We start from the raw sequence: 15,326 nt of genomic DNA, 5'->3' as shown, positions 1-15,326 counted from the left end.
TTCCAAAGATCAACGCGCAAGACGGCTCTCACGTGCCCGTCGCTGGATCGTGAAAGGTTCCCGGGCTGGAGGCGGCTGTCTGGTCAGACGCACGCCCTTGAGCCACAGCTTCAGCGCCTCCCAATGAATGGCGGCCATGATCTTGAAGGTCATCAGCGGCAAGGCCAGCGCCGCCGCCCACAACTGTCCGTCCTGCAGCGGTCGTCGTTCGCCGGACATGGCGGCGGTGATCAGGACACCCTCGGCGTCCAGACCGTCAATCGTCAGATCCAGCTTCTCTCCGGGTGTATGGCCGCGAAACGCATAGTCCATCTCCATGCCCATGAATGGCGAGACATAGAGGGCCTTGGCCGCGCCCTGACGGATCAGACCCGCCGCCTGATCCTCGCTCCGCACCGGGATGACGTAGGCGTGGCGCACGCCAAAGGTGCTGGTCACCTCATAGACCATGGCCGCCAGCCGGCCATCGGCCTGATGGCAGTAGTAGAGGCTGATCGGGTTGAAGACGTAGCCGAGTACACGCGGCATGGTCAGCAGACGGATCGGCCCGTCGCCGATGTCGACCCCGGCGCGCGCGAGGAAGTCTTCGATCTGAAGGCGCAGCGCCGTTCCCGACCCGTCGCCGTGATCACGATCATGAAAGGAGAGCAGGTTGAACCGATTGCGCGAGAACAGGCGAAGATGTCGGTCCAGCCCGTCGATTTCGGCCAGATCGAGCAGCAGCCAGAAGACGCGATAGTTCAACTGATGCGCCCGGGGCCGCAGCCTCCTGTGCATGACGTCGCCGCGATAGAGGGCTGAGGCCTGGGTCACGCGGCCTGCTCCACGACCTTCGATGCGGCGGGCGACAGATGAATGCGGCCGCTCTCGTTCTGGACCGACCACGGCCGCCGCACGCCGCCCAGTTGCTCGGCCACGGCCAGACCCGATTGCAGGCCGTCCTCATGAAAGCCCGCGCCGAAGTGGGCGCCGCAGAACCAGACGCCGCCCTGCCCTTGTAGGCTCCACAACTGCTTCTGCGCCTGAATGGCGGCGGAGTTGAAGATGGGGTGCTCGTACAGCTCGCTGCGCAGCAGACTGTCCGGCCTGGGCGGGCGCGGCGGATTCAGGGTGACGAACAGGTCCTGACCCGGCAGCCCTTGCAGCTTGTTCATCCAGTAGGTCACGCACAGGCCCTCGTCGGCCCCGATATAGTTCCAACTGGCCCAGGCGCGGCGGCGTTGCGGCATCAGACCCGCGTCCGTATGCAGGACGGTCAGGTTGCGGCTGTAGCGGAAGGCGCCCAGCACCTCCTTCTCGCGCGCGGTCGGCTCGGCCAGCATGGCCAGAGCCTGATCGGCATGGGCGCCGATGACGACATGGTCGAAGCGCTCGACGCCGCCCTCACTGTCGTGGACCATGACGCCTTGATCCGTGCGCCGCACCCCTGTCACCCCGTGGTTCAGCCGCACGTCATCGATTTCATGCGCCAGGCGCTCGACATAGACCCGGCTGCCGCCCTCGACAGTGCGCCACAGCGGGCGTCCGACCAGTTTCAACAAGCCGTGGTTGCCGCAGAACCGGATGAAGGCCTCCGCAGGATAGTCCATCAGCGTATGCGCCGGCGACGACCAGATCGCCGCCGCCATCGGCAGCAGGTGATCATCGCGAAAGGCCTCGCTGAACCCCTCGCGCTTCAGATAGGCGCCCAGGGTCAGATTGGGATCGGTCAGGTCGCCCAGATCGATCGGCGCTTCGCGATAGAAGCGCATGATCTCGCCCAGCATGGACCAGAAGCGCGGACGCAGGACGTTGCGGCGCTGGGCGAACAGGCCGGGCGCGGCGTACTCGAACCGTCCGCCGTCCAGCGACACGGCAAACGACATATCGGTCGCGCGGGTCTCGACCCCCAGATGCGCGAACAAGGCGATCAGGTTGGGATAGGTGGCGTCGTTGAAGCAGATAAAGCCGGTGTCGACCGGCACAACCCCCGTCGCCACGCCCGCCGTCACCGTGTTGGAATGACCGCCCAGACGGTCCGCCTTTTCATAGATCGTCACTCTATGGCGCTGCGACAGCAGCCAGGCCGACGACAGGGCGGCCACGCCCGAGCCGATCACGGCGATCTTCAAACTGTCAGCGGCAGGATAGGACATGTCCCGATTACGCACCGGCGCCGCGATCGGATTGCGAATGATCCAGACATTTCCACGAAGCGTATTAGGCTTCATGCATGCCGAGGCTTCGTCATTCACATCCCCTGCGCGGCGGGCGTCCGGCATGAGCCTGGACGCGCTCTCGCCCGATCCGTTCGTGCATGACCGGCTGATCGAGGCCGTGGCGCTGAGACGCGACCGCGAGGCCTTCGCCCAACTGTTCAGCTATTTTGCCCCCCGCCTGAAGGCCTGGCTGATCAAGTCAGGCGCCACGCCCGGCGCGGCCGAAGACTTCGCCCAGGACGCCATGCTGACGGTCTGGCGCAAGGCCGACCTGTTCGATGCGCGCAAGGCGCGGGCCGCCACGTGGATCTTCACCATCGCCCGCAACCGGCGGCTCGATATGCTGCGCCGCGACGCCCGCCCCCTGCCCGTCCCCGAGATCGAACTGACGGAACAGACGGTCGAACGACCTGACGACCTTCTGGTGCTGTCCGAAGACGCCGAGCGGGTTCGCGACGCCCTGTCGCGGCTCAAACCCGATCAAGTCGAGGTGCTGCGCCTCGCCTTCTTCATGGACAGCCCCCATTCCGAAATCGCCCGCCAACTCGACCTGCCGCTGGGCACCGTCAAATCCCGTATCCGCAACGCCATGATCAAACTGCGCCTGATCCTCGAACCGTCCGAGGAGGCCGCCCGATGAAGGCTCTTCGCAACCCCTCCGAGGAACGCCTCCTCGCCTATGCCGCGGGGAACCTCAGCCCGCCCGAGGCCGTGGTGGTCGCCGCGCATCTGGCCCTGCGCCCCGCCAACGACGCCTGGGTGCGCCAGCTACAGGCCGTGGGCGGCGAGTTCCTGAGCGAAGCCGCGCCCACCCCCATGGCAGACGACGCCCTGGCGCGGGCCATGGCGCGGATCGACACCGGCGCGGGCGAGGTAAAGGCCCCGGCGCCGCTCAACGACATGCCCGAACTGCCCGAACCCTTGCGCCGCTACGCCCTGGGTCGGTGGCGCTGGATCGGTCCGGGATTGCGAGTGCGCGACGTCCACGCTCCGCGCGACGGCGACTGCCGCGTCATCCTGCTGGAGATCGGTCCGGGGCGCGAAACGCCGCGCCACACCCACGGCGGGGTCGAGCTGACCTGCGTCCTGTCCGGCGCCTACGCCACCGAGACCGAACGCTTCGACGTCGGCGATCTGGAAGAAGCCGACCCCGAGGTTCTGCACCAGCCGCGCGTGGTGTCGGACGGCCCTTGCCTCTGCGTCGTCGCCCTGGACGGCCAGATCCAGCTCGAAGGATGGCTGGGCCGACTGATGCAGCCCTTCGTGCGGCTATGATCCGACTGCTGCCGCTCTGGGGCGCGGCGGCGCTGTTCATGGTGGCCGTGATGACCGCTGCATGGCTTGTCCAGCGTCGCACCGGCCAAGGCGGCTGGGCCGACGCCTTCTGGTCGCTGGGTCTGGGCGCGGCGGGGGTCGGCGTCGCCCTGTTTCCGATAGACGACGCAGCGCCATCCGCGCGCCAATGGCTGACATCCGCGTTGATCTGCCTTTGGGGCTTGCGGCTGGGTCTGCACATCGCCGCCCGCGCGGCTCATGAGAGCGAGGATCCGCGTTACGCCCACCTGCGCGACCAATGGGGCGCGAGCTTCCAGCCCAGGATGTTTGGTTTCCTCATGTTGCAGGCCGGGGCCGCGGCCTTTCTGGTGCTCAGCATCCTGCTGGCGGCGCGCAATCCGACGCCGGGCCTGACCTTGCAGGACGGCCTGGCCGGCCTGATGTTCGCGTCCGCCCTGCTCGGCGAAACCATCGCGGACCGCCAACTCGCGGCCTTCAAGGCTGATCCCGCCCATCGCGGGCAGGTCTGCGACGTCGGCCTCTGGGGCTGGTCGCGGCACCCTAACTACTTCTTTGAATGGCTGAGCTGGTGCGCCTGGCCGGTGTTCGCCATCGAACTCAGCGGCGCCTGGCCCTGGGGTTGGTTGGCGTTGAGCGGGCCTGTCTATATCTACTGGCTGCTGACGCGGGTATCGGGCGTGCCGCTGCTGGAGGCCCATATGCGCCGCTCACGCCCCGAAGCCTTCGCCGCCTACGTCGCCCGCACCAGCGCCTTCTTCCCGCGACCGCCCCGGCGCTAGACAGGCGTTCGAAGCAATCGCATCGCCAATGCGCACGCTATCGACGACGCCCCGGCGCTGACACACACGCCCCAGGCCATGTCGATCAGCGACAGCTTCAGGCTCCAGGTCTTCAGCGTGGCCAGATTGGTCAGGTCATAGGTTCCGTAGGCGAAGAGGCCGAACAACCCGCCCCAGATCAACGCCTTCTTCCAGCCGCCCTCGGCCAATCCAGGCAGGACGGCGAACAGGGTGAGACCGCCAGCATAGAGCGCATAAAAAGCGATGGCGGGCGCGAGCCTGAAGTTGTCAGCCAGCATTGACCCGATCAACGGGCGGTATAGCCGATCCCCCATGCTCCCGAGCCAGGCCGTGTCGATCACAGCGAAGGCGACCAGGGTCAGAAGGTAGGCGATCGCGATATTCATGGCGCAGCTCCATCAGCTCCTAATCCTATACGAACGGCGCGCCGCGCCGGATGCCCCGAGCTTTCGATCCCGCAGGTCGATACACGCGTCAGCGCCGGGGGCACGTCGTCGACGAAACCGCGCTGAGGCGACCGTGCCGGCCGGCTAGGTCCCGGCGAAACACCGAAGCTAGTCAGACGAAGATAGATGGAGCGACCAACCATATCGACGGCGACACTTCGAACTGACACTTGCTCAACGAAGCACTCGAACGACAAATTCCTCCTTGCTCAACCGTTTCCGAGAGCGCTCCACCCGGAAAAGGGTCTCGGAATCTTGCGAAGGGAAATCAGTCTCTTCAGAGCCATGAGCGACATCGGCAGGCAGGATGCAAGCGGGCCTTCTTGCGGGTTTAGTTGACGACGGCATTAATTCCATTATATTGGAATTATGGAATCAGAACCCGCCATTCTCGCCCTCGCCGCCCTGGCGCAGCCTACGCGGCTTGAGACCTTCCGCCTGCTGGTCCGGCATGAGCCCGAAGGCCTGCCCGCCGGCGAGATCGCGGATGCCCTCGCCGTGCCGGCTAACACCATGTCGTCGCACCTCGGGGTTCTGTCCCGCGCAGGTCTGATCAGTTCGGAGCGCCGTAGTCGGTCGATCATCTACCGGGCGGACCTCGATCGCCTCCAGGCGCTGGTCCTGTTCCTGCTCAAGGACTGCTGCCAGGGCCGCGCTGAACTGTGCGAGCCGCTGCTGGCCGAACTCACCCCCTGCCGCGCCTGAGGCTGTCATGGACGTCGTCATCTATCACAACCCCGCCTGCGGGACGTCGCGCAACGCCCTGGCCCTGATCCGCCACGTCGGGATCGAGCCGCACGTCATCGAGTACCTGAAGACGCCGCCCAGCCGCGCCATGATCACGGGGCTGGTCAAGCGCATGGGCGTTCCGCTGCGCAGCCTTCTGCGCGAGAAAGGTACGCCCTTCGCTGAACTGGGCCTCGGCGATCCCGGCCTGACGGATGACCAGCTTCTCGACGCCATCGAGGCCCATCCGACCCTGCTGAACCGCCCGATCGTCGTGTCGCCGCTGGGGGTGCAATTGTGCCGGCCGTCGGAGGCGGTCCTCAACATTCTGCCGGCGGAGGGGCTCAAGCCCTTCACCAAGGAGGACGGCGAAGTCGTCATCGACGCTGAGGGCCGGAGGGTCCGCTGATGGTCGACGCCGCAATCTCTGAGCAGCCGAACCGCCGCCTGTCCTTCCTCGACCGCTGGCTGACACTTTGGATTTTCGCCGCCATGGCGTTGGGCGTGCTGCTGGGTGCGGTCGTGCCGGGCCTTCCCGCCTGGATCGACGGCCTGTCGGTCGGAACGACCAACATCCCCATCGCCATCGGCCTGATCCTGATGATGTATCCACCGCTGGCGCGGGTGAAGTACGAGGAACTGCCGCGCGTCTTCGCGGACAGGCGCGTGCTCGCCCTGTCCCTGTTCCAGAACTGGGTGCTGGGGCCGGTGCTGATGTTCGCGCTGGCGGTCATCTTCCTACATGATCAGCCGGAATACATGACCGGCGTCATCCTGATCGGTCTGGCCCGCTGCATCGCCATGGTGCTGGTCTGGAACCAGTTGGCGCGCGGCGACAATCAGTATGTGGCGGGCCTGGTCGCCTTCAACTCGATCTTCCAGATCGCATTCTTCAGCCTCTACGCCTGGCTGTTCCTGACCGTTCTGCCGCCGATGTTCGGGCTAGAGACCAGCGTGGTCGACGTCAGCGTCTGGACCATCGCCGGGGCCGTCCTGGTCTATCTGGGCCTGCCCTTCCTCGGCGGCTTCCTGACCCGTCGGACTCTGGTCGCGAGGAAGGGGAACGACTGGTACGAGACGCGCTTCCTGCCGCGCATCGCGCCGATCACCCTGATCGCCCTGTTGTTCACCATCGTCGCCATGTTCAGCCTGAAGGGCGGCGAGGTGGTCGCCCTGCCGCTGGACGCCCTGCGCATCGCCATCCCCCTGACGATCTACTTTTTCGTCATGTTCCTGGTCAGCTTCCTGATGGGGCGGCTGATCGAGGCGGACTATCCGCGCGCCACGGCCCTGGCCTTCACCGCCGCATCCAACAATTTCGAACTGGCGATCGCCGTCGCCATCGCGGCTTTCGGACTGGCCTCGCCGGTCGCCTTCGCCGCCGTCATCGGCCCGCTGGTCGAGGTCCCGGTGCTGATCCTGCTGGTCTCGGTCGCCCTGTGGCTGGGCCGCCGCTATTTCCCAGCGACCGCGCCGAAGGATGTCTGTCGATGACCTTCAAAGCCACGCCCCTCCCCGAACCTACCCCAGACCTGATCGCCGTACTGGAAGCCGCAGGCTTGCCCACGGATGACCTCCAACAACCCGGCCGTCGTTTCTACCGCTTCGAGGACGATGCCGGACTGATCGGCTACGGCGGACTAGAGCAGATCGGCCACGACGCCCTGATCCGCTCCATGGTCGTCGTCGACGCCCGTCGCGGCTGTGATCTGGGCGCGGAAGTCCTCTCATGGCTGGAAGCCAGCGCGGCCGAGCAGAAGGCGACCACCCTCTACCTGCTCACGACCACGGCGACCGCCTTCTTCCAGCGACAGGGCTACGTAGTCCTGCCCCGATCAGCCGCGCCGACCGCCATCGCCGCCTCCAGGCAGTTTAGCGCCCTGTGTCCGGCTTCGGCAGCATTCATGTTCAAGGAGTTGCCTACCCAATGACCCGTCTTCGCGCCCTGCCCGATCCCGATCACCTGCCCGCGCTGGACCCGGCTTACCTGTCGAACCGTCCGGCGCTGGGCCTCGGCCTGAACGATCATCCGCCGCGTATCCTGCTGCTCTACGGCTCGCTCCGGGATCGGTCCTTTTCCCGCCTCTGCGTCGAGGAAGCCGCCCGCCTTCTGCGCTTCATGGGCTGCGAGACGCGTATCTTCGATCCCTCCGACCTGCCGCTGACGGATCAAGTCGACTACGACGACCATCCCGCCGTCCACGAACTGCGCGAACATGCCCTGTGGTCCGAAGGCATGGTCTGGAGCAGCCCCGAGCGCCACGGCCAGATCTCCGGGATCATGAAGCTTCAGATCGATCACCTGCCGCTCAACATGAGCGGCATGCGCCCGACCCAGGGCCGCACCCTGGCGGTCATGCAGGTGTCGGGCGGCTCGCAGAGCTTCAACGCGGTCAACACGCTGCGCCTGCTCGGCCGTTGGATGCGGATGATCACCATCCCCAACCAATCCAGCGTGGCAAAAGCCTTCATGGAGTTCGACGACGACGGCCGAATGAAGCCGTCCAGCTACTACGACCGCATCGTCGACGTCATGGAGGAACTGGTGCGCTTCACCATCCTGACCCGCGCCCATGCCGGGCAGTTGGTGGACCGCTATTCCGAACGGAAAGCTTCAGGCGTACCGATCGACGCAGCTAACGACCTGTCCGCCATCGCGATCCGGTCGGCTTAGCGCCATGAGCAGTCACAAGGACAACGCCTGCCGGGAGTCTGCTTTCAAGCACGATGCCTAATTCGCAAGCCGACCCATTGCGGTCGTTGAGACGGATGTCCCAGAAGGTCCCGACCATGACTCATGGCAGCAGTTCGGACGCCGCCGACTGCCCCTTTGACGCTGAGGCGCAACGTCGCAGGTTAGATATACAAGGGAAATGAAGCGGGCTGGGCTCTTGCACCGGACCTTGGGGCCGGTCCCAAGGTGGCCTCATGTCGAGTACCTCTTCATCACCGACCAGGTCGCGCTGGCTGGGACCTGGCGAACTGGCGCGCGAGGCCAACACGTCGATCAAGGCGCTTCGGGTCTATGAGAAAGCTGGCCTGCTGACGCCGGATCGGCGCGCGGGCGGGTGGCGTCTGTATGGGCCCGAGCACGTCGCGCGCCTGCATCAGGTTCTGGCGCTTAAGGCGCTGGGCCTGTCGCTCAAGCAGATCGCAGAAGTACTCAATCGGGACGATATGGCTATCGGCCGGATCATGGAGCTTCAGGCCCTGCACTTGGCGACGAATATACGCGCCGCTCGCGATCAACTGAAGCGGGTTCAGCAGGCGCGGGACCAACTGGTGAACGAGGGGCGGATAACGGATGCGCTGTTGCTGGAGCTGGCGCGCGACTTGGCGCCCGCGCCAGCCTTGGGGCTGACTGACGTGCGGACCGCCATCCAGGCGGCGACGCTGGACGGGGAAGAGCAGGCGGCTGTCGAAGCCGTCATCGACGGATGCCGGGCTGACCCAGCCACTGAGGCAAGCATTCGCGACCTGCTGGCTGAAGCCGTCATCGCCGCAGCGGAAGGCGGGCCGGGATCACGTCGAGCCCAAGCCTTGGCTGAACGTTGGCTATCCCTGGCCGATGCGCTCGACTTGCCCGCCGCGAACACAGGCCAAGCCGACGCGCTGCGTCGTGTCGCCGTCCGCATGATGGCGGACCCGACCCTGAAAGACGCCCTGACATTCCTGCGCGACGCCGTTGAGCGGCGGGGCGCTCCCTCACAAAAGGTCTGACCCTTGCGAACCAAGTCCCTGATTCTCGCCGCTGTCCTGATGTTCGGCGCGGCGTCGCCTGTCCTTGCTGCCGACGCGACCGTCTATACCGGCGTCACCATCCTCGATCCTGTGACGCAGCGCCGGCTGCCGGATCACTACATCGTCGTGCGCGGCGAACGCATCGAAGCGATGGGCGAGGGCCTGGTCCCGGAGCGCTACATCGGGGCGATACGCTCCGACATGAGAGGTCGCTTCGCCATGCCGGGCCTGTTCGATACCCACGCCCACATTACCCTGGGGCCCGTGGCGCCAAAGATCGACGAGGACGGCGAGGTCAGTCTGGTAGTGGCGGGAAACGACGCCATCACCCGTCATGACGCCCTGATGCTGCTGGCGGCCGGGGTGACGACGATCCGGGACACGGGCGGAGATACGGCGCGCATGATCGCCTATCGCGAAGCAGTCGCCCAAGGACGACTGAGGGGGCCGGAAGCTCGGATTGCGGGGGCGGTGATCGACCGCTCCGCCTTTCCCGTGACCGGCTTGGTCGATCGCGTTGATGACGTGCATGGCGTGGCCGACCTCGTGAAGGCGCAGGCGGCGGCCGGCGTGGACTACGTCAAGCTGTACGAGGCCCTCACCCCTGAGGACCTGGCGGCGGGGATCGCCGCCGCGCATGCTGCTGACGTGCCTGTCATTGCCCACCTGGGCGACGTCAGCTGGACAAAGGCGGTTGAGTTGGGCGTCGACTCTCTGGTCCACGCCATGCCGATTTCACCGGATCTGCTGCCGGCCAACAGACGCGCCAGCTATTTGGCCGAGCGTCGGCCCGGAGCCTACGGTTTCTTCGAGTGGTATGAGCAGGCCGATCTCGACGGCCCCGAAATCCAAGCCATGATCCGGACACTGGCGGACGGGAAGGTTTCGGTGGACGCGACCCTGATCGCCTTCAGCCTCGCCTTCAACGGCGACGACCTTGCCTATCGCGAGAAGGATGTAGACTGGGCCGATCCCGGCATGGTGGAGAATTGGCGCACGGCCTTCCGTTTCGATCTGGGCTGGGAACCGGAAGACTATGCCCGGGCGAAAGCCGTCTGGCCCAAGGTGGAACGCCTTGTTCGCATGCTGCACGAAGCGGGCGTGCCCCTGACCCTCGGCACTGACATGAATAACCCTTTCGTATCGCCCGGCGTCAGTCTGGCCCGCGAGGCGGCCTTGCACGTCGAAGCTGGCGTACCGACCTGGGACGTGCTGGCGATGGCGACCAGCAACGCCGCCCGCTCGCTGAAGATGGAGGATCGCACCGGGCGTCTAGCGGTCGGGTTGGAGGCCGACATACTGTTTCTCGAGGCCGATCCGTCTCTCGACATCCACGCCCTGTCGCGGGTCGTCGCCGTCGTAGAAAACGGACGTATGCATCTGCCTGACGAGCTGAAGCGCGCAGCGGTGCAATGAACAGCTGATGTCCACATTCGGGTCCCCTTGGTGGAGAGCAGGTCAGGGTTCCGCTTCCCACCCATAGCTGACGTTGGGGACGTCCGCGCTCCGGCCTCGAGGCCAACGTCGATTCTCGCCACCCAGCCCAAGGCAATCGATCCGCTGCGGACATCAGGAAACGAGGCATGATCCCTGGCACACCATTGAACGAAACCGACTGCGGCTGACGTACGAGCCAATGGTTGATCCTCGCCTGGGTTGGCCCCTCTCAAAAGCCGAAATCAATCTGATCCGGATGCACCGGACGGCGCTTGCGAACCTGCACCGGCGACACGCGCAAGGGAGACTCGGACGGCTCCAACGAGGGGACCGCAGCGGGCGCCTCCCCAGGCGTTCGCCTAGCGCGAGGCCCTGTGCCTGGAAGTCGGGGCCGTGCGGGCGCGCGCAAACGCCCTGGCGGCCGCGCCCGCTTCCAGGCCGTCAGCTCGCTTTCCCACCAGCCGACACGACCCGGCGAAAGCGCGACGGGATGCGGGAAGGCGCCCGTCTGCTGCAGGCGCCAGGCTGTCGACCGGCTCAGACCCGTCATGTCGTGCACGATCGCCCAGGCCAGCAGGCGGTCCTGCGGCCCGCCGACCGCCGCCGCATCGCCCTGGCCTTGCTCAGCCACGACGACGCGCCTGGGCGGCCGCCGGCGCCCCGCTTCGCACCTCGGAGATCTGGGAAAGCGCCCAGTCCCGTAGCATCCCCCTGGGGTAATAGGGCCTGGCCCGGACGTGCCGACAGGGCGGACCATCGCCGCCGACCGACCAGAGCCGCGCCAGGGTGGCCGGCTTCAGCCGCACCCCGAACTGCGCCAGGTAGGCCGAGGCCTCCTTGCGCGTGAGCAGGTCGCCGTCGCCTTCGGGCGATCCCAGGTCCGGAACCTCGGTCATCCTCCGCCCTCCGGGCTTCGACAGGCCCGCGACGAGCGCACCTCGCGCCCGGCGGCGAGCGCCAGGTAGCAGGCGATCACGGTCTCGACGTAGGCGCGGGTCTCGGCGATGTCGGGCACGCGCCCGAGGCGCGCCACCCGACCAGGCCCGGCGTTATAGACGGGGGCATGATCCACGGTGCCGTCAGCCCGCCATTCCGCTCGGATGAGAATGTTGCGCTTGTCGAGATAGAGGGTGCGAAACTGCTCCCTCGGCGCATGGGCCAAGGCGGCGCGCAGATAGGCGACCAGGGCGGACCATGACGACAGGACCGGCCTTTGGCAGGCCTCCTCCCGCGCCATGGCGATCCCTAAGGCCCGGACACGCCCCAGGTCTGCGACCGCCGCCTTCGCAAGCCCCCCACGGCGCAGGGCCGCCTCGTCGGCCGCAGCGACTCCGGCCAGGCCGCCAAAGGCGTCGATCAGGCTCGCGGCGGCGTTCCTCGCCGCGGGCGGGCGCAGGCTTCGCCCAATCAGGCCGGCCAGCAGGTCGATATCGTCGTCGATGGTCGCGTCCGGCGACAAGGACGGTCGGAGAGCGGAAGGGGATGGCGACACGGCGGGCTCCTGGGGTGCACGCTCCGGATCGGAGCACCCCGGCCCCCCCTTCCTTTCCCTTTTGGCGGCTCGCTCACGGAGCCTAAACCTGGCGCCCCTAGACTCCCTCCCCATGAGACGGAAACCCTGCCGACGCACCGGTCCTCGCATGCGCGGCCTGCGCGCCCTCGCCATGACGACGCTGATCGGGGCGATCGCCGTCCTGGTCCTCATAAACCGGCCCGTGGCGGACGCTACGGAGCCCCTCTCGTCGCCGGCCGCCCTCCCGCTGGCTTCGTCGGAGACGGCCTTCGTCTGCGACGTGGCCCATGTGAACGATGGCGACACCCTGCGCTGCAAGGACGGCACAAGGGTCAGGCTTCACGCCGTCGCGGCCAGGGAAGCGGATGAGACCTGTTCGCCGGGGCATCCCTGCCCGTCGGCCAGCGGCGCATCTGCGACCGCCGCCCTGAACCGACTCGTGGCGGGAAAGAGCCTGACCTGCGAGGTGACCGGCCGAAGCTACAGGCGCATCACGGCCATATGCCGAAGAGCGGACGGCGAAGAGATCAACTGCGCCATGGTGCGCAGCGGAACCACCGTGATCTGGGACAAGTTCAACAGACAGCGCCCGCTCTGCAGAGGCTGAATGAAGATTGAGCGGCGCCACGGGCGCGAGGCGAGACATTCCGCCCCAGTGGTCAGAGCATGACACGGGCGCCGACGCCCGAACCAGACACCTGCCCCCTGGCCGCCGAAGTCTCGCCCGCCCCAACGGCCGGCCGCCTTGCGAACTTCAGGCCAGAACCCTGACGGCGCCGAGCCGGCCAGGGCCAATGAGCGGAGGCACGGTTATTGGCGAGCCCCCGCAGCTTGCCGGGTCAGTTTTGCGGCTGGGGGGTGGTGCTGGTCACGACGGCGGGATCGTTCGCTGGCGGCGTGGACGGAGCAGGACGCTCGACCACCACCGGCGGCGCCGCCCGGGCTTCGGCCACGCGAGCCTCTGCTGCGGCGCGGAGCGCTTCCGAACGGGCCGTGGCGCTTTGCGCCTGCGCGATCGCTACGCTGTCGCGGCTGCTGTTGATTTGGTTCTGGGCGATGGCGGTCTCAGCGCTCTGGCGGGCGCTTTCGGCGGCGGCCTCCGCCTGGGCGGTGCGAAGGTCCGCTTCGGTCATCCCTCCGTCGGGACGGGTCAGGACATAGATCAGACCGAATACAACGGCGGCGAGAAGGATGCCCACAACCCACCACAGGGCCACGTTGCTCTCGCGTTCAACGATGATCCGTTCTTCGACGCGACGGCCGGAAGGGCCGGTCGGCGGGATGGCGTTGGGATCAGATCTCTTGAGCTCGTCCATGGTCTTTCTCCTCGTTGCCCCGGCTCAAACCACGCGGCCGAAGCAATGGTTCCGCTTATCAATGCGAGGCTCCCGCCCTGTCGAAACAGCCTGGCAAAGGCCGCTGACGGCCGCTGCTTCCTCCGGGCGGCGGGATGATCGACCTGGAGACCAGGCGCACGCCCTGCGGCCCTCCGAGGCCTTGAGGCCATGTCGACGAAGCCGGGTCCAGGGTCGCGCAAAAGGGCAGGACCCGACGGCATGGGCCAGTCCGCCTGAAGCTGCGTCCCTCATCCGTCCTTCAGTCCGGCGAACCAGGCCGCGTAGGCGGTGTTGCGCGCCAGGCGGCGATTGACGTCAGGCGCGCCGTCGCTCCACCAGGGCGGCCCCCTTTCGCCCAGTGAAACCTTGGCCCCATCCACCTCGCTTCGAGCGAGCGCCAGGGCCTGTTCATCCCCGGCCCGCAGAGCGTCCCTGACCGCCCTGCGGGCGCGCATCAGGTCCCCTACGAGGCCCCGCCGCGCTTCGGCGGCGAGAGACGGGTTCGAGCATCGCCAAAGGCGCCCCCGGACGACGAAATACCGCCCGTCCGGCGTGACTGGATGGGAGGGCCCCTGCTCCCTCAACTGGCGCGTCGGCGAGGCGAGGCACGAGACGTCTTGGCCGGTGCGGCCGACTTGGGCGTCCGGCCGCGTCCCTTGGTCCTTGGAGCCGCCCCCTGGAGGCTGGCGCGAAGGGCGGCCATGAGGTCCACGACATTGGTGTCTTCCGGCTCGGCCGAGCGCACCGGCTTTTGGCCCTTCTGCTTGGCCGCGATCAGGGCCTTGAGCGCCTCTTCGTAGCGGTCGACGAACAGGTCCGGATCAAAGGGCCCGGCCTGCTGCTCGATGATGCGCCGGGCGATATCGATCATGGCGGGATCGGGTTGTTTGTCCGATATGGCGCCAAAGACGTCCCGGGTGTCCCGCACCTCGCCTCGGGTGCGCAGGGAATAGGCCAGAATCCCCTGGTCACGGGGCTCCAGCGCCAGAAGGCGCTCGCGTGTCGACAGGACCACCCGGCCCAGGGCGATCTTGCCTTCCGACCGCATGGCCTCACGGATCACGCCGAAGGCTTCCTCGGCGATCGCCCCGGCGGGGGCGACATAATAGGGATTGTCCCAGTAAAGCCGATCAATCTCGTCGGCGGGGACGAACCGTTCGATATCGATCGTCTTGGTGCTCTCGAGCTTGACCGACTTGATCTCCTCGTCGGTGAGCAGAATGTATTCGTCCTTGGCGACGGCGTAGCCCTTGACCAGGGAAGACCGCTCGACGGGCCCGGTGTCGGGATCCGTCGTCACCATGCGGATGCGGTTATTGGTCTCCGGATTGATGAGGTTGAAATGAACCTCGCCGCCGGAATTGGCGGCCGTATAGAGGGCGACCGGGCAGGTCACGAGAGACAGACGCAGGTGTCCCTGCCAGGTGGGGCGAAAGGCCATGATCCGAACTCCTGGCGGACCTCACGCCCGCCGCCGCGGATTCAACACCGTCCCCCGGGATTTGCTCCGTCAGGCTGGCGGACCCGCCCGCATCAGCCGCAGGGTTCGGCCTGACCGTCGCCAAGGTCGATGACGAAGCAGTGTTCCCGTCCGCCGTCCAGCTCGGCCACGAAAACCCGGATCTCATCGTCGGCGTCCACGGGCGGCGCGTAGATTTCCGTGTATCCGACGGCGGCGGCCTCGAAGCTCGGCGCCTCGATGACATGTCCGTGGGCCCGTCCCACGCCCTCGGCATAGGCGAAATAGCGATGCTGTTCAGCTTCGATCATGGGCTCTCCTCCTCAAATGAATGCGGCAGGCGGCAAAAGGATTCCATGATTCGACGGGGGAT

21 protein-coding genes are annotated in these 15,326 nt (G+C 66.7%); 11 read left to right on the top strand and 10 right to left on the bottom strand.

From position 1 onward, the window contains the following. Positions 1-9 precede the first annotated feature (9 nt). The gene (locus ACR9FL_RS08530; protein ID WP_105564501.1) at positions 10-813 is read right to left on the bottom strand and encodes a DUF1365 domain-containing protein; all 804 of its coding nucleotides are present in this window, start codon (positions 811-813) and stop codon (positions 10-12) included. Next, positions 810-2,135, bottom strand: coding sequence for an NAD(P)/FAD-dependent oxidoreductase (locus ACR9FL_RS08525; protein WP_105564500.1), 1,326 nt, complete (start codon positions 2,133-2,135; stop codon positions 810-812). Before ACR9FL_RS08525 ends, ACR9FL_RS08530 begins: the two co-directional genes overlap by 4 nt. On the opposite strand from ACR9FL_RS08525, the gene ACR9FL_RS08520 reads away from it, so the two are divergent. Genes ACR9FL_RS08520 through ACR9FL_RS08510 form a run of 3 tightly spaced genes read left to right on the top strand, consistent with a single transcriptional unit; the run spans position 2,134 to position 4,273 of the window. Next, a complete protein-coding gene (locus ACR9FL_RS08520) occupies positions 2,134-2,838 on the top strand; it encodes a sigma-70 family RNA polymerase sigma factor (RefSeq protein WP_436357985.1) in 705 nt (234 codons plus the stop codon). The two genes, ACR9FL_RS08525 and ACR9FL_RS08520, sit on opposite strands and share 2 nt — an antisense overlap. Further along, a complete protein-coding gene (locus ACR9FL_RS08515; RefSeq protein ID WP_296174428.1) occupies positions 2,835-3,473 on the top strand; it encodes a cadmium/peroxide/UV radiation responsive anti-sigma factor ChrR in 639 nt (212 codons plus the stop codon). The genes ACR9FL_RS08520 and ACR9FL_RS08515 overlap by 4 nt, the downstream gene beginning before the upstream one ends. Further along, positions 3,470-4,273, top strand: coding sequence for a DUF1295 domain-containing protein (locus ACR9FL_RS08510; RefSeq protein WP_105564497.1), 804 nt, complete (start codon positions 3,470-3,472; stop codon positions 4,271-4,273). Before ACR9FL_RS08515 ends, ACR9FL_RS08510 begins: the two co-directional genes overlap by 4 nt. Here the strand turns inward: ACR9FL_RS08510 and ACR9FL_RS08505 are convergent. Beyond that, on the bottom strand, positions 4,270-4,680 hold the full coding sequence (locus tag ACR9FL_RS08505) for a DUF2177 family protein (protein WP_105564496.1): 411 nt from the start codon (positions 4,678-4,680) through the stop codon (positions 4,270-4,272). The two genes, ACR9FL_RS08510 and ACR9FL_RS08505, sit on opposite strands and share 4 nt — an antisense overlap. A 429-nt stretch (positions 4,681-5,109) precedes the next feature. Here ACR9FL_RS08505 and ACR9FL_RS08500 point away from each other — a divergent pair, with 429 nt between their 5' ends. The 7 genes from ACR9FL_RS08500 to ACR9FL_RS08470 all read left to right on the top strand — a co-directional run bounded on the left by ACR9FL_RS08500 (position 5,110) and on the right by ACR9FL_RS08470 (position 10,623). Beyond that, complete coding sequence (locus ACR9FL_RS08500; RefSeq protein WP_207821715.1) at positions 5,110-5,445, top strand: ArsR/SmtB family transcription factor; 336 nt, start codon at positions 5,110-5,112, stop codon at positions 5,443-5,445. 7 nt (positions 5,446-5,452) lie between these two features. Then, on the top strand, positions 5,453-5,875 hold the full coding sequence (gene arsC / locus ACR9FL_RS08495; RefSeq protein WP_207821717.1) for an arsenate reductase (glutaredoxin): 423 nt from the start codon (positions 5,453-5,455) through the stop codon (positions 5,873-5,875). Next, positions 5,875-6,960 (top strand): ACR3 family arsenite efflux transporter, encoded by a 1,086-nt coding sequence (arsB, locus tag ACR9FL_RS08490; RefSeq protein WP_296174420.1) that lies wholly within the window; start codon positions 5,875-5,877, stop codon positions 6,958-6,960. The genes arsC and arsB overlap by 1 nt, the downstream gene beginning before the upstream one ends. Continuing rightward, positions 6,957-7,397 carry an arsenic resistance N-acetyltransferase ArsN2 gene (arsN2, locus tag ACR9FL_RS08485; protein ID WP_207821721.1) on the top strand — a complete coding sequence of 147 codons (441 nt, stop codon included), beginning with the start codon at positions 6,957-6,959 and terminating at the stop codon, positions 7,395-7,397. Before arsB ends, arsN2 begins: the two co-directional genes overlap by 4 nt. Beyond that, positions 7,394-8,140 carry an arsenical resistance protein ArsH gene (gene arsH, locus ACR9FL_RS08480; protein ID WP_296174417.1) on the top strand — a complete coding sequence of 249 codons (747 nt, stop codon included), beginning with the start codon at positions 7,394-7,396 and terminating at the stop codon, positions 8,138-8,140. The genes arsN2 and arsH overlap by 4 nt, the downstream gene beginning before the upstream one ends. Before the next feature lie 254 nt (positions 8,141-8,394). Then, entirely contained in the window at positions 8,395-9,186 is a 792-nt protein-coding gene (locus ACR9FL_RS08475; RefSeq protein WP_436357984.1) for a MerR family transcriptional regulator, read from the top strand. 39 nt (positions 9,187-9,225) lie between these two features. After that, positions 9,226-10,623 (top strand): amidohydrolase family protein, encoded by a 1,398-nt coding sequence (locus ACR9FL_RS08470; RefSeq protein ID WP_436357983.1) that lies wholly within the window; start codon positions 9,226-9,228, stop codon positions 10,621-10,623. Positions 10,624-10,873: 250 nt separating this feature from the next. On the opposite strand, the gene ACR9FL_RS08465 is transcribed toward ACR9FL_RS08470, so the two are convergent. The 3 genes from ACR9FL_RS08465 to ACR9FL_RS08455 all read right to left on the bottom strand — a co-directional run bounded on the left by ACR9FL_RS08465 (position 10,874) and on the right by ACR9FL_RS08455 (position 12,136). After that, entirely contained in the window at positions 10,874-11,194 is a 321-nt protein-coding gene (locus ACR9FL_RS08465) for a helix-turn-helix transcriptional regulator (RefSeq protein ID WP_436358133.1), read from the bottom strand. Between the two features lie 73 nt (positions 11,195-11,267). Next, complete coding sequence (locus ACR9FL_RS08460) at positions 11,268-11,540, bottom strand: hypothetical protein (RefSeq protein WP_314428910.1); 273 nt, start codon at positions 11,538-11,540, stop codon at positions 11,268-11,270. Further along, positions 11,537-12,136, bottom strand: a complete 600-nt coding sequence (locus ACR9FL_RS08455) for a JAB domain-containing protein (protein WP_436357982.1) — start codon at positions 12,134-12,136, stop codon at positions 11,537-11,539. The genes ACR9FL_RS08460 and ACR9FL_RS08455 overlap by 4 nt, the downstream gene beginning before the upstream one ends. A 148-nt stretch (positions 12,137-12,284) precedes the next feature. Here ACR9FL_RS08455 and ACR9FL_RS08450 point away from each other — a divergent pair, with 148 nt between their 5' ends. Continuing rightward, positions 12,285-12,764 carry a thermonuclease family protein gene (locus tag ACR9FL_RS08450; RefSeq protein WP_296172014.1) on the top strand — a complete coding sequence of 160 codons (480 nt, stop codon included), beginning with the start codon at positions 12,285-12,287 and terminating at the stop codon, positions 12,762-12,764. A gap of 232 nt (positions 12,765-12,996) precedes the next feature. On the opposite strand, the gene ACR9FL_RS08445 is transcribed toward ACR9FL_RS08450, so the two are convergent. The 4 genes from ACR9FL_RS08445 to ACR9FL_RS08430 all read right to left on the bottom strand — a co-directional run bounded on the left by ACR9FL_RS08445 (position 12,997) and on the right by ACR9FL_RS08430 (position 15,264). Beyond that, positions 12,997-13,473: a hypothetical protein gene (locus ACR9FL_RS08445; protein ID WP_296172015.1), complete on the bottom strand. Its 477-nt coding sequence runs from the start codon at positions 13,471-13,473 to the stop codon at positions 12,997-12,999. Positions 13,474-13,742: 269 nt separating this feature from the next. Next, positions 13,743-13,949, bottom strand: a complete 207-nt coding sequence (locus ACR9FL_RS08440) for a hypothetical protein (protein WP_225910225.1) — start codon at positions 13,947-13,949, stop codon at positions 13,743-13,745. A 125-nt stretch (positions 13,950-14,074) separates the two neighbouring features. Further along, on the bottom strand, positions 14,075-14,935 hold the full coding sequence (locus ACR9FL_RS08435; RefSeq protein WP_296172016.1) for a Ku protein: 861 nt from the start codon (positions 14,933-14,935) through the stop codon (positions 14,075-14,077). A 92-nt stretch (positions 14,936-15,027) separates the two neighbouring features. Further along, entirely contained in the window at positions 15,028-15,264 is a 237-nt protein-coding gene (locus tag ACR9FL_RS08430; RefSeq protein WP_207821776.1) for a DUF5961 family protein, read from the bottom strand. Between the last annotated feature and the right edge of the window lie 62 nt (positions 15,265-15,326).

It is taken from the genome of Brevundimonas sp. CEF1 (assembly GCF_051353055.1).
Taxonomy (GTDB): domain Bacteria; phylum Pseudomonadota; class Alphaproteobacteria; order Caulobacterales; family Caulobacteraceae; genus Brevundimonas.
The sequence above is the reverse complement of the archived record's forward strand: the minus strand, read 5'-3'. Positions and strand labels throughout refer to the sequence as shown.

Coding starts and splice junctions, on each gene's coding strand:
- ACR9FL_RS08520 (WP_436357985.1), top strand. CDS start 2,134: ATGTCCCGATTACGCACCGGCGCCGCGATCGGATTGCGAATGATCCAG.
- ACR9FL_RS08525 (WP_105564500.1), bottom strand. CDS start 2,135: ATGTCCTATCCTGCCGCTGACAGTTTGAAGATCGCCGTGATCGGCTCG.
- ACR9FL_RS08515 (WP_296174428.1), top strand. CDS start 2,835: ATGAAGGCTCTTCGCAACCCCTCCGAGGAACGCCTCCTCGCCTATGCC.
- ACR9FL_RS08510 (WP_105564497.1), top strand. CDS start 3,470: ATGATCCGACTGCTGCCGCTCTGGGGCGCGGCGGCGCTGTTCATGGTG.
- ACR9FL_RS08505 (WP_105564496.1), bottom strand. CDS start 4,680: ATGAATATCGCGATCGCCTACCTTCTGACCCTGGTCGCCTTCGCTGTG.
- ACR9FL_RS08500 (WP_207821715.1), top strand. CDS start 5,110: ATGGAATCAGAACCCGCCATTCTCGCCCTCGCCGCCCTGGCGCAGCCT.
- arsC (WP_207821717.1), top strand. CDS start 5,453: ATGGACGTCGTCATCTATCACAACCCCGCCTGCGGGACGTCGCGCAAC.
- arsB (WP_296174420.1), top strand. CDS start 5,875: ATGGTCGACGCCGCAATCTCTGAGCAGCCGAACCGCCGCCTGTCCTTC.
- arsN2 (WP_207821721.1), top strand. CDS start 6,957: ATGACCTTCAAAGCCACGCCCCTCCCCGAACCTACCCCAGACCTGATC.
- arsH (WP_296174417.1), top strand. CDS start 7,394: ATGACCCGTCTTCGCGCCCTGCCCGATCCCGATCACCTGCCCGCGCTG.
- ACR9FL_RS08475 (WP_436357984.1), top strand. CDS start 8,395: ATGTCGAGTACCTCTTCATCACCGACCAGGTCGCGCTGGCTGGGACCT.
- ACR9FL_RS08470 (WP_436357983.1), top strand. CDS start 9,226: ATGTTCGGCGCGGCGTCGCCTGTCCTTGCTGCCGACGCGACCGTCTAT.
- ACR9FL_RS08465 (WP_436358133.1), bottom strand. CDS start 11,194: ATGACGGGTCTGAGCCGGTCGACAGCCTGGCGCCTGCAGCAGACGGGC.
- ACR9FL_RS08460 (WP_314428910.1), bottom strand. CDS start 11,540: ATGACCGAGGTTCCGGACCTGGGATCGCCCGAAGGCGACGGCGACCTG.
- ACR9FL_RS08450 (WP_296172014.1), top strand. CDS start 12,285: ATGCGCGGCCTGCGCGCCCTCGCCATGACGACGCTGATCGGGGCGATC.
- ACR9FL_RS08445 (WP_296172015.1), bottom strand. CDS start 13,473: ATGGACGAGCTCAAGAGATCTGATCCCAACGCCATCCCGCCGACCGGC.
- ACR9FL_RS08440 (WP_225910225.1), bottom strand. CDS start 13,949: ATGCGCGCCCGCAGGGCGGTCAGGGACGCTCTGCGGGCCGGGGATGAA.
- ACR9FL_RS08435 (WP_296172016.1), bottom strand. CDS start 14,935: ATGGCCTTTCGCCCCACCTGGCAGGGACACCTGCGTCTGTCTCTCGTG.
- ACR9FL_RS08430 (WP_207821776.1), bottom strand. CDS start 15,264: ATGATCGAAGCTGAACAGCATCGCTATTTCGCCTATGCCGAGGGCGTG.